Raw genomic sequence first — 11,927 nt, 5'->3', positions numbered from 1 at the left:
GAGCTTTAAGTTGTAAGTTTTAAGTTTTCAAAGCGCGGTGTATTAACTTACAGCGCGCTTTTTTATTGCCGTGCAGGATATGAGTTTGTAGCAAGTTTACCTCGCGACAATGAGATTACTTTCGCGATGACAAGCCACTCGCCTACAAGTAATGTAAGCACCGTGCTCCTGTAGGTCGTCATTTATGGCGACAAACCTATTTTTCCATAGAATGGCAGGAGGCGCTTCGCGCTACACAGAGAAGAAAAAACGCAGCGTCTCTTAACCTCTTTGTGAATAAATATAATTACGCGGCAAAACCGAGTTACTCGGGTCTGCCTTTATTGCGCTTGCCTAATAAATACGCATCGCGGAATTTCATAAAATGCTGTTCAAGCTTAGTTGCGGCATCAGCCTCTCCTGCTAGTGCTAACACCATAATTGCGACTTCTGCGGTGCCTAGTTGATGGGCATGCGGTGCAACGCGCAAGCGATAATCAGAAAGCTTTTCAGCAGTGATCGAAAGTACAGGCAAACTATCAAGATAAGGACTTTTGCGGATCATTTTTTTCGCTTCACGCCATGTACCATCTAAAAAGATAAATAAAGGGCGTTTATTTGGCTGGGTTTGCACTTTGGTTATTACACGCGTGGCATCTTCAACATCCGTGGCAGGAAAAATCACCATAGGCTGATATTGTGAGTCACTCAATAACGCTAACAGCTTTGCATCAGGCTCGGTTCTGTCCCAACGAAAAGCATGATTATCAGGGACTATTTCTGCAATCAAGCGCCCTGTATTAGAAGGTTTAAAACTTTCATTATGATACATCAGCATGCAAACCGCGGCACCACACTCAGCCTGCTCTACGCCGTCACAAATACAATAATGTTTTGCAATTAAGCATTGCTCACAGCGATCCATTTTGCCACCTCGAGCATTAAACTCACGGCGAGATTCGCTAATTTGCTGAGCACGCAAAGTAAGCACTGAATTAGAAGAGCGGTTAGTCACGAGGTTTGTCACCTAAAAAAGTACCTAAAAATTGATCGGCGCGTATTGTAGCACACTGCGCGGGGTAAACCCGCGCCTACAAAACAAAAAACCCAAGCCTAGGCTTGGGTTTTTAAACAATTAACTAAAAGAACTTACTTCTTCTTTTTAACTGCTTTTTTGTTTGGTAAATCAGTGATCGAACCTTCAAAGATTTCAGCAGCAAGGCCGATTGATTCGTTCAATGTTGGGTGAGCGTGGATAGTCAGTGCTAAGTCTTCGCCATCTGCGCCCATTTCAACTGCTAGGCCGATTTCACCAAGCATTTCGCCTGCGTTGATACCAACCATAGCGCCACCGATTACACGGCCACTTTCTTTATCAAAGATAAGCTTAGTTTGACCTTCAGTACGAGCAGATGCAATTGCACGACCTGACGCAGCCCACGGGAATACCGCAGTTTCTATGCTTAAGCCTTGCTCTTTTGCTTCTTTCTCAGTTACACCAACCCAAGCGATTTCTGGATCAGTATAGGCGATTGAAGGAATGCATTTAGGGTCAAAGAAGTGTTTTTGACCAGAGATAACTTCAGCTGCAACGTGTGCTTCGTGAACCGCTTTGTGCGCAAGCATAGGTTGACCAACAATGTCACCAATCGCGAAGATGTGGTTAACGTTTGTTTTAAGTTGCTTATCAACATTGATAAAGCCACGCTCATCAACGTTAACGCCCGCTTTGTCAGCATCAAGTAGTTTACCGTTTGGTGTACGACCAACAGCAACAAGTACTTTGTCATAACGTACTGGTTCAGCTGGTGCGTTTTTACCTTCAAACGTTACATATAGGCCGTCGTCTTTTGCTTCAACGCCAGTCACTTTAGTAGAAAGCATTACGTTGAACTTTTTGCTCACGTATTTTTGGTAAATCTTGATAACGTCTTTATCAGCTGCTGGTACTAATTGGTCAGCAAATTCAACTACGTCGATTGCAGAACCAAGCGCACGGTACACAGTACCCATCTCAAGACCGATAATACCACCACCTAATACAAGTAGTTTTTCTGGTACGTCTTTAAGCTCAAGCGCGCCTGTTGAATCAATTACACGGTCATCTTCTGGGATGAAAGGTAAGTTAACTGGTTGCGAACCTGCTGCGATAATTGCATTATCAAAAGTAATTGTAGTTTTGCCGTCAGCGCCTTCAACATCAAGGGTGTTGCTGCCAGTGAATTTACCGTAACCGTAAACCACTTTAACTTTACGCATTTTAGCCATGCCGTCTAGGCCGCCAGTTAACTGACCAATTACAGACTCTTTCCAATCACGGATTTTGTCTAAGTCAATTTGTGGTGCACCAAAAGTAACACCATGTGATGACATTTCAGCAGCGTCATCAATTACTTTAGCTACGTGTAAAAGTGCTTTTGAAGGGATACAACCCACATTAAGACATACACCGCCTAATGTGTCGCGAGATTCTACTAATGTAACTTCTAAGCCCAAGTCAGCAGCACGGAAAGCCGCAGAATAACCACCAGGACCACCGCCTAGTATAACAACTTGAGTTTTTAATTCGTTGCTCATGCTTTTACCTTAATTGTTTGAACGGGACACTGCCCTAAAGTTTAACTGCCATGTTTCTGCAAGGCAGAAAGGGAGAGCAGATCAAAAATTTATGCAAGATATACACAGATTGTATCATTGCAAATGGTAAAAATCCCAGCAAAAAACAACTGGCTGGGATTTGATTCTATTTATTTAGCTACATGCACCAATTGCTTACATTACCAATTGGCGAATATCGCTCATGTAACTTGCAAGAGTGACAGTAAAGCGTGCCGCTAGTGCACCGTCAATCACCCTATGGTCGTATGACATAGAAAGTGGAACCATCAGTTTAGGCTCAAATTCTTTACCATTCCATTTCGGTTTCATTTCAGATTTAGAGACACCTAAAATAGCAACCTCTGGCGCGTTAACGATTGGCGTAAATGCCGTACCACCGATACCACCTAAGCTTGAAATAGTAAAACAACCACCTTGCATATCAGACGATGTTAGTTTGCCGTCACGCGCTTTAACTGACACTTCCATCAATTCACGTGATAATTCAATGATGCCTTTCTTATCAACATCTTTAAATACAGGAACAACTAAACCGTTTGGTGTATCAACTGCAACACCGATATTGATGTACTTTTTAAGGATTAAGCTTTCACCATCAGCAGATAGCGACGAGTTAAATGTAGGGAACTCAGCTAGCGCTTTTGCCGCTGCTTTCATTACAAATACCAGTGGCGTAATTTTAACGCCGAGCTTTTTCTTCTCCGCTAGTGCATTTTGCTCTTTACGGAACGCTTCAAGGCTGGTGATATCAGCTTCATCAAACTGGGTAACGTGAGGGATTTGCACCCAGTTACGGTGTAAGTTTTTACCTGATAGCTTTTGAATGCGAGATAGTTTCTTCTCTTCGATTTCACCAAACTTAGCAAAATCAACTTTTGGCCATGGAATTAATCCAAGCTCACCGCCTCCAGCATTTCCGTTACCAGCAGATAACTGACCAGACTCAACTTGCTTAACTAAGTTCTTCACATAGTTTTGCACGTCTTCTTTAACAACACGGTTTTTACGCCCTGAACCTTTAACGTTTGCAAGGTTAATACCAAACTCACGGGCTAAACGACGTACAACTGGCGATGCATGAGCATACGCACTGTTGTTTTCGAAGCTTTCATTGCTCGCTTTAGCAGGTGCTGCTTGTGAAGTAGGAGCAGACTCTGTTTTTTCTGCTTTAGCTTCTGGTGCAGGCGCTGATTTTTCAGCTGATGCAGCAGGTGCACTGCCTGCAACTTCAAATACAAAGATAAGGGAACCGGTCGATACTTTATCGCCCGCTGCAACTTTAATCTCTTTAACTGTACCTGCAAACGGCGCTGGTACTTCCATTGCCGCTTTATCGCCTTCAACGTTTAAGATTGATTGATCTTCTTCAACCTTATCGCCTACAGCAACCATAACTTCAGTGACTTCAACTTCATCACCGCCGATATCTGGCACGTTAACTTCTTTACTGCTCGGCGCAGCACTTTGTGCAGGCGCAGATTCAGCAGCTGGAGCGGCCTCAGCTTTAGCTGGCGCAGGCTCACTACCAGCAACTTCAAAAACAAACACTAACGAGCCTGTTTTTACTTTATCGCCAGTGGCAACTTTAATTTCTTTAACAGTCCCTGCAAACGGCGCCGGTACTTCCATTGCCGCTTTGTCGCCTTCAACGTTTAAGATAGATTGCTCTTCTTCAACAGTATCGCCAACAGCAACCATGATTTCAGTCACTTCAACTTCATCATCGCCGATATCCGGTACAGTAACTTCTTTAGTTGTCGAACCTGAAGAGGCAGCAGGTGCTGCGTCTTCAGATTTAGCCGCAGCTTCCGGCGCTTTTTCTTCGCCAGCGCTTTCGCCTTCAAATAAAAATACTAAAGAGCCCGTAGTAACCGTGTCACCCACGTTTACTTTGATTTCTTTAACAGTACCTGCTTGCGCAGCCGGTACTTCCATTGATGCTTTGTCGCCTTCAACGGTTAGTAGTGATTGGTCAACTTCAACTTTGTCACCAACGCTTACTAAGATTTCGGTTACTTCAACTTCATCGCCACCGATATCTGGTACATTAATTTCAATACTCATTGCAAAACCTCTTATGCGTACAGTGGGTTAACTTTGGTCGTGTCGATGTTGAACTTCTTAAGCGCTTCAACAACCACTGACTTTTCAAGCTCACCACGTTTAGCAAGTTCAGATAACGTAGCAACAACAACATAGCCTGCGTTAACTTCAAAGTGACGGCGTAAGTTTTCACGGCTATCAGAGCGGCCGTAACCGTCTGTGCCCAACACTTTGTAGTTGTTGCTAGGAATGAATGAACGCGCTTGCTCAGCGTAGTTTTTCATGTAATCCGTTGCAGCAACTGTCACTGAGTCATTTAATACGCTAGTGATGTAAGCTGTTTTTTGCTCGCTTTCAGGGTTAAGCATGTTGAAACGCTCAACGTCTTGACCATCACGGGTAAGCTCATTGAATGAAGTTACCGAGTAAACATCTGACGCAATGCCGTAATCTTCACTTAAGATAGCAGCCGCTTTACGTACTTCAGTCATGATAGTACCTGAGCTTAATAGCTGTACGTTGGCTTTTTTGCCTGCGTAGCTTTCAAGCTTGTAGATACCTTTACGAATACCTTCTTCAGCACCTTCAGGCATTGCAGGCTGTGCGTAGTTTTCATTCATTAACGTCAGGTAGTAGTAAATGTTTTCTTGGTCTTCACCGTACATACGACGAATACCGTCTTGCATGATAACCGCCACTTCATACGCATAGGTTGGATCGTAAGAAATACAGTTAGGTACTGTGTTGGCAAGAATATGGCTGTGACCATCTTCATGCTGAAGACCTTCACCATTTAGCGTTGTACGACCCGCCGTTGCACCTAATAAGAAACCACGTGCTTGTTGGTCACCTGCCATCCATGCCATGTCGCCAACACGTTGGAAACCGAACATTGAATAGTAGATATAAAATGGGATCATTGGTAAATCGTTAGTGCTGTATGATGTTGCCGCAGCAACCCATGAAGACATTGCACCTAACTCATTGATACCTTCTTGCAATACTTGGCCTGATGTTGCTTCTTTATAGTAAGAAACGATATCGCGGTCTTGTGGTGTATAGTTTTGGCCATGTGGATTATAAATACCGATTTGACGGAATAAACCTTCCATACCAAATGTACGTGCTTCATCGGCAATAATTGGTACGATGTTTTTACCAATGCCTTTATCTTTTAATAAGATATTAAGTGCACGAACAAAGCCCATAGTAGTAGAAATATCACGCTTTTGCTCTTCAAGTAGTGGCTTGAATGCTTCTACTTCTGGTAACTGTAACTTTTCAGAGAACTTAGCAATACGTGTTGGCGTGTAACCTTTCAGGTCATCACGACGAGCGTGTAAATACTTATACTCTGGTGAACCTTCTTCAAGGGTCAAGTATGGTAGCTCTTTGATCTCTTCATCAGAGACTAAGTCTTGTAAACCTAAACGTGAACGTAAATGAGCCACATGAGTCATGTCCATTTTTTTCACTTGGTGCGCAATGTTTTTACCTTCAGCTGCTTCACCCATGCCGTAACCTTTTACAGTTTTAGCTAGAATAACAGTTGGACGGTCATTGGTTTGTTCCGCTTTTTTGAATGCAGCGTATAGTTTTGATGGCTCATGACCACCACGCTTCAGCGCGAAGATTTCGTCATCTGTCATATCAGCCACAAGTGCTGCTGTTTCAGGATAACGACCAAAGAAATGCTCACGTACGTACGCGCCATCTTTCGCTTTATAAGTTTGGTAGTCACCATCGATGGTTTCGTTCATCAATTGTAATAGCTTACCTGTGGTATCTTTAGCAAGTAAGATATCCCAGCCGCTACCCCAAACTACTTTAATTACGTTCCAACCTGCGCCTTTAAATAGACCTTCAAGTTCTTGAATGATCTTACCGTTACCCATTACTGGGCCATCTAAACGTTGTAAGTTACAGTTGATTAGGTAGCAAAGGTTGTCTAGCTTTTCACGGGCTGCAAATGAGATAGCACCGCGTGATTCTGGCTCATCCATTTCACCATCACCAAGGAACGCATAGACGCGCTGGTTTTTGGTGTCTTTTAAGCCACGGCCATCTAAGTATTTTAAGAAACGCGCTTGGTAAATAGACGCGATAGGACCAAGGCCCATAGATACTGTAGGGAACTGCCAAAACTCAGGCATTAACTTAGGATGTGGGTATGAAGGTAAACCATTACCATCAACTTCTTGACGGAAATTATCTAACTGGGCAGCAGATAAACGACCTTCAACAAATGCACGTGCGTAAATACCCGGAGAAATATGACCTTGGTAATAAACTAAGTCACCGCCGTCTACGTCGTTTGGTGCTTTAAAGAAGTGGTTAAAACATACTTCATAAAATGCAGCAGACGACTGGTAAGACGCCATATGGCCGCCTAAGTCGAGGTCTTTTTTCGATGCACGCAATACAATCATGATTGCGTTCCAACGAATAATAGAACGAATGCGGCGCTCAAGATTTACATCACCTGGGTATGCAGGCTCTTGGTCTACCGGGATCGTATTAACGTAGTTTGTGTTAATGCCGGTTGGCATATCAACACCGTCTAAACGGGCTTGCTCTAATACTTGCTCAAGTAAAAACTGAGCACGTTCAACACCTTCTTCACGCACAACTGATTCAAGAGCTTGTAACCACTCTTGTGTTTCTAGCGCGTCTACGTCAATTTTATTGACTTCAGACATATGGAGGTTTCCTTATGTTTAAAATACGAATGTTCTTAATTAGTACTGTGGTAATCGTTGTTGCCATATACAGTACTTGCTTAAATTATTGATTTTTTACTGTGTTTGCTAATTTTGTTTGGTGCGTCTTAAACTACGTTCAATTCGCGAATGCTCTTTGCCGGCTTCCAATAATGCTTCTTCAATGAAAGCTAAGTGAGCATTACTGGCAAGTCGCGCTTGCTCGGGATTCCCTTCAATCACTGCATCCATTAATAAACGGCGATGCTCAGCTAAGCGCGAACTGATGTGCGGCTTTTCTAACAATACCGTTAAATTTTGTAATACGTTTTGTTCAAGCAATGCCTGCATACCGCGCACTAAATGCAGCAGTACTACATTATGTGACGCTTCTGCAACACTAAAGTGAAACGCATTAATTGCTTTGGCTTTTTGCTGTAAATTATCATGTGCTACGGCAATACAATCAAAGCTTTGCTTCACTTTATCAAAGTCCGTACTAGTGCCACGCAGCGCGGCATAATAAGCGGCAATGCCCTCTAATGCATGACGAAACTCTAATAAATCAAATTGCGATTCAGGATGCTTACTGATCAAATCAAAAAGCGGATCAGTGAGTCCTTCTTCAAGCTGATTTTTTACAAACGTTCCGCCACCTTGACGACGCGTTACTAAGCCTTTTGCCTCTAGCTTTTGAATCGCTTCGCGCAGTGAAGGACGAGACACTTCAAATTGCTTGGCTAATTCACGCTCTGGCGGCAGTTTCTCTCCGGGAGCTAATGAGCCCTCAAGAATCATATTCTCAAGTTGCTGTAAAATAACATCCGATAGTTTTGCTGCTTTAATCTTTAAAGACATTAATCAACGTCCGCATTGTAGTGGGAATATAGCCTGAATAATTCAAACTTGTGCCCATTGCCTAGACCAAAAGGTAAATTGGTCATACCAAATTTGAGCCATACGTTATCAAAAAGCAAGTTTGCTGTCAATTTACCGAGGCCAGCTGTCGATAATCCAGCCTAACGCATTTAGCACAAAGATTAAACAGTATGAGATAAAGCCAGAGTTTGGGAAGGGTTTAAACAGAAAAAACAAATGGTCTGACCAGATAGTGGAGAGATGAATTTTTAGGTTCTAGGGCACCTAGTCTCTTCCCTAGCGCCTAGTAACTTCCTAAAACCTATTCTTATAATTACTTCTCTAAAGCACAGCGCCTCTTATCCTCTTTGTGAATAAATTTTAATTGCGCGGGTAGCAGCGAGTTTACCTCGCGACAATGGGATGGCATTCACGGTGGCAAGTCACTCGCCTACAAAGAATGCCCACCGCGATCCTGTAGGTCGTCATTTATGGCGACAAGAATATTTCACCACCGAGGGCTGGAGGCGCTGCGCGCTACACCGAGAAGACAAAAGTAAAATTAATTATTTAAAACCATTTTGCACAAAGAGAAGTGAATGAGAGCTAATGAGAAAAAACACCACGGGCTTCGAATACCCCCTAGCAGCTAGTCACTTCCCTAGAACCTTTTATTACTTCTCTAAAGCGCAGCGCCTCATAACCTCTTTGTGAATAAATTTTAATTGCGCGGGTAGCAGCGAGTTTACCTCGCGACAATGGGATGGCATTCACGGTGGCAAGTCACTCGCCTACAAAGAATGCCCACCGCGATCCTGTAGGTCGTCATTTATGGCGACAAGAATATTTCACCACCGAGGGCTGGAGGCGCTGCGCGCTACACCGAGAAGACAAAAGTAAAATTAATTACTTAAAACCATTTTGCACAAAGAGAAGTGAATGAGAGCAAATGAGAAAAAACGCCACGGGCTTCGAATCCCCCCTAGCAGCTAGTCACTTACCTAGAACCTTTTATTACTTCTCTAAAGCGCAGCGCCTCATAACCTCTTTGTAAATAAATTTTAATTACGCGGGGTAAACCCGCGCCTACGCCGGTAGCAGCGAGTTTACCTCGCGACAATTACTTCCCTAAAACCTAGTACCTGTTTCTTTACGCTAACCCGCCAAACAAGGTTAGCAAGGCAATCAACACTAAATAAAACAACACATTGCGTTTTACCAGCTTCATCATACAGGTTGCTTCATAGGCGCAGCCAAAGTGCTGTTGTTCAATTTGCTCTGCCGCAAGTGCGGTATTGGTTACTACCTTACGATTACTTACTGAAAAATCGAGCACATACTGCAACCAACAACTGGTGCCTTTATTAAAGTTACCAATTACTAAGTAACCAAAACTTGCGATTCTGGCCGGTAGCCAATCAAGCCAAAATAATAATGTATGAATTAGTTTAAAGCGATTCGCATAGGCAACTTTATGGTCGTCTCGCACTAAATCAGCAAAAGTACGTACCAAGGCATATAACACTGCACCAGGCACACCTAAAACAACAAACCAAAAAATAACCGCGCAATAAAAACGAAAGTTTACCCAAGCCAAGGTTTGGCCAAAGGTTTCTCCACCTATTTCATCTTCGGTTTTCTTTTGTCCCATTTGCAATGCATATAAGGTAGCGGCTTGCAGATCATCACGGGTTAACGCATTGAGGTACGACTTATATAAAGCACGTTGTTTAGCACAGCCAAAGCACACCAGCAGCACTGCAACATTAATAACCAACTGCCACAATACAAAATCAGATAAGGTAAAAATAACGGCAATCAGTAATACTGGCAAAAATAGCCAGATCATAAACCCAGCGGGTGAATTAAATAAACCTTGTTCGCTTAATTGTTTTTTCGAGCGCGTTAAATAGCCTTGTGCGTAATAGCTTATTTGCCAATAATCAGAACGAGCACCTAAACGTTCTAAAATTAGGGCTATTATTATAGAAATTAAGATCATACTTTTTTCATTCCAAATTGGCGCTAGTTAAAGCTGATTAAAATATAGTTATAGTGCTGCAAAGTAATGGTTCCAATCAAAACTGTCACCAGGGTCAGTTTTTCGCCCTGGTGCAATGTGGCAATGCCCTACAATACGCGAGCGAGTGATTGCTGGGTATTTATTTATCAACGCCTTAGTCAAAGATTGTAATGCATTATATTGATTTTGGGTATACGCCGTTGTGTCTGTGCCTTCCAGCTCAATACCAATACTAAAATCATTACATTGATTGCGCCCTAAAAATTCAGAGCGCCCAGCATGCCAAGCACGTTTACTAAAAGGCACGTATTGCACTATTTCACCGCTGCGTTTAATAAAGCAATGCGCCGAGACTCTAAGCCCTTGCAAATCAGTAAAACTAGGGTGCGCTTGGCAATCTATGCAGCCCATAAATAAATCGTCAACAAACGGCGTGGCAAACTGCCCTGCTGGCAATGAAATATTATGAATGACTAATAAAGAGATATCTTCATCATTCGGGCGTTCATCAAAATGCGTACATGGTCGTTGCATCGCGGTATCAACCACGCCAAAAGAGTTTATTTTCATAATGAGTCTGTAAACAAATACATAGTCAGATGCTAATAGATTTCCAAGCAGAATAACAGCAAAGCACTTTCATTGTTTTGCGCCGCTAGCAGCGAGCAACGGGTAACGGGCTGCGGGCTGCGGGCAACGAGCAACGAGCAAACCCTTTAACTTTAATCTTGTTATTTCTCGAATCTCGTAGCTCGCAGCTATCTCTTCAACCTAGCGCCTAGTCACTTCAATAGAACCTAGTACCTATTTCCCTCTAAAGCGCAGCGCCTCTTATCCTCTTTGTGAACAAATTTTAATTGCGCGGGGTAAACCCGCGCCTACGCATTGGTAGCAGCGAGTTTACCTCGCGACAATTAAGTTATTTTTGCAGTGGCAAGCCACTCGCCGCCTATAAGTAATGTCCACAGTCAAAAAACATTTTGCACAAAGAGAAGTGAATGAGAAAAGCCACGGGCTATGTTCAGCACACCTTTAACACATAACCTCAAACACCATTATCACTATCACGGCTAAAGCCTGTTCCCACAAAACAAAGTCCACCTAGCTCCTAGTCACTTCCCTAAAACCTAGTACCTAAAACCTTTCACATCACGGCAAGATCATTATAAATTGAACTTATAGAATATGTAGTGATCAGATCAAGGCATAATAATCACCTTGGTCACGTAAAATATGAGCGCTACTTTTCTGAAACACTTTAATTCAATTACCGATCCTCGCATTGAACGCTGTAAAAAGCATGAGCTTATCGATATTCTCCTTTTAGCCATTAGTGCAGTAATCTCCGGTGCACAAGGATGGGAGGATATTGAAGACTTTGGGCATCTAAAACTTGATTGGTTAAAAAGATATGGCGCTTTCAACGCGGGTATTCCAAGACACGACACCATAGCCCGTGTCATTTGTCGGTTAAAATCAGATGAAATAGAGCATGCATTTCAATCTTGGATATCTTCACTTATTGAAACCACGGGTGCTGATATTATTGCTATGGATGGAAAAACTGCACGTCGTTCATTTACAACCAAAGATAGAAAAAGTGCTTTACATACCGTCAGTGCATGGAGCTGCCAACACCAGTTAGTTTTAGGGCAAACAGCCGTTGATAGCAAAACAAATGAAATCACAGCCATACCTGAGTTACT

The 11,927-nt window shown here is 42.8% G+C and carries 8 protein-coding genes; 1 reads left to right on the top strand and 7 read right to left on the bottom strand.

What is annotated here, in order from left to right:
• Positions 1-304: 304 nt before the first annotated feature.
• The 7 genes from V7783_RS03665 to ampD form a co-directional block, all read right to left on the bottom strand.
• A complete protein-coding gene (locus V7783_RS03665) occupies positions 305-994 on the bottom strand; it encodes a tRNA-uridine aminocarboxypropyltransferase (protein WP_335677601.1) in 690 nt (229 codons plus the stop codon).
• 134 nt (positions 995-1,128) lie between these two features.
• Positions 1,129-2,556 (bottom strand): dihydrolipoyl dehydrogenase, encoded by a 1,428-nt coding sequence (lpdA, locus tag V7783_RS03660; protein ID WP_335677600.1) that lies wholly within the window; start codon positions 2,554-2,556, stop codon positions 1,129-1,131.
• A gap of 195 nt (positions 2,557-2,751) precedes the next feature.
• Positions 2,752-4,662, bottom strand: coding sequence for a pyruvate dehydrogenase complex dihydrolipoyllysine-residue acetyltransferase (gene aceF / locus V7783_RS03655; protein ID WP_335677599.1), 1,911 nt, complete (start codon positions 4,660-4,662; stop codon positions 2,752-2,754).
• A gap of 11 nt (positions 4,663-4,673) precedes the next feature.
• A complete protein-coding gene (gene aceE, locus V7783_RS03650; protein WP_335677598.1) occupies positions 4,674-7,340 on the bottom strand; it encodes a pyruvate dehydrogenase (acetyl-transferring), homodimeric type in 2,667 nt (888 codons plus the stop codon).
• Positions 7,341-7,448: 108 nt separating this feature from the next.
• Positions 7,449-8,198 carry a pyruvate dehydrogenase complex transcriptional repressor PdhR gene (gene pdhR, locus V7783_RS03645; RefSeq protein WP_064667159.1) on the bottom strand — a complete coding sequence of 250 codons (750 nt, stop codon included), beginning with the start codon at positions 8,196-8,198 and terminating at the stop codon, positions 7,449-7,451.
• A gap of 1,150 nt (positions 8,199-9,348) precedes the next feature.
• A complete protein-coding gene (gene ampE, locus V7783_RS03640) occupies positions 9,349-10,200 on the bottom strand; it encodes a beta-lactamase regulator AmpE (protein WP_335677597.1) in 852 nt (283 codons plus the stop codon).
• A 48-nt stretch (positions 10,201-10,248) separates the two neighbouring features.
• The gene (ampD, locus tag V7783_RS03635) at positions 10,249-10,791 is read right to left on the bottom strand and encodes a 1,6-anhydro-N-acetylmuramyl-L-alanine amidase AmpD (RefSeq protein WP_335677596.1); all 543 of its coding nucleotides are present in this window, start codon (positions 10,789-10,791) and stop codon (positions 10,249-10,251) included.
• A gap of 663 nt (positions 10,792-11,454) precedes the next feature.
• Here ampD and V7783_RS03630 point away from each other — a divergent pair.
• Positions 11,455-11,927, top strand: a 473-nt coding sequence (locus V7783_RS03630) for an ISAs1 family transposase (RefSeq protein WP_335677595.1), incomplete at its 3' end; no start/stop codon positions are given.

It is taken from the genome of Pseudoalteromonas sp., assembly GCF_036960685.1.
Taxonomy (GTDB): domain Bacteria; phylum Pseudomonadota; class Gammaproteobacteria; order Enterobacterales; family Alteromonadaceae; genus Pseudoalteromonas.
This window is presented reverse-complemented; position numbering and strand designations above follow the sequence as displayed.

What these genes read in the sequence shown, in the direction of transcription:
- aceF (WP_335677599.1), bottom strand. Translation starts at nt 4,662, where the DNA reads ATGAGTATTGAAATTAATGTACCAGATATCGGTGGCGATGAAGTTGAA.
- ampD (WP_335677596.1), bottom strand. Translation starts at nt 10,791, where the DNA reads ATGAAAATAAACTCTTTTGGCGTGGTTGATACCGCGATGCAACGACCA.
- pdhR (WP_064667159.1), bottom strand. Translation starts at nt 8,198, where the DNA reads ATGTCTTTAAAGATTAAAGCAGCAAAACTATCGGATGTTATTTTACAG.
- lpdA (WP_335677600.1), bottom strand. Translation starts at nt 2,556, where the DNA reads ATGAGCAACGAATTAAAAACTCAAGTTGTTATACTAGGCGGTGGTCCT.
- aceE (WP_335677598.1), bottom strand. Translation starts at nt 7,340, where the DNA reads ATGTCTGAAGTCAATAAAATTGACGTAGACGCGCTAGAAACACAAGAG.
- ampE (WP_335677597.1), bottom strand. Translation starts at nt 10,200, where the DNA reads ATGATCTTAATTTCTATAATAATAGCCCTAATTTTAGAACGTTTAGGT.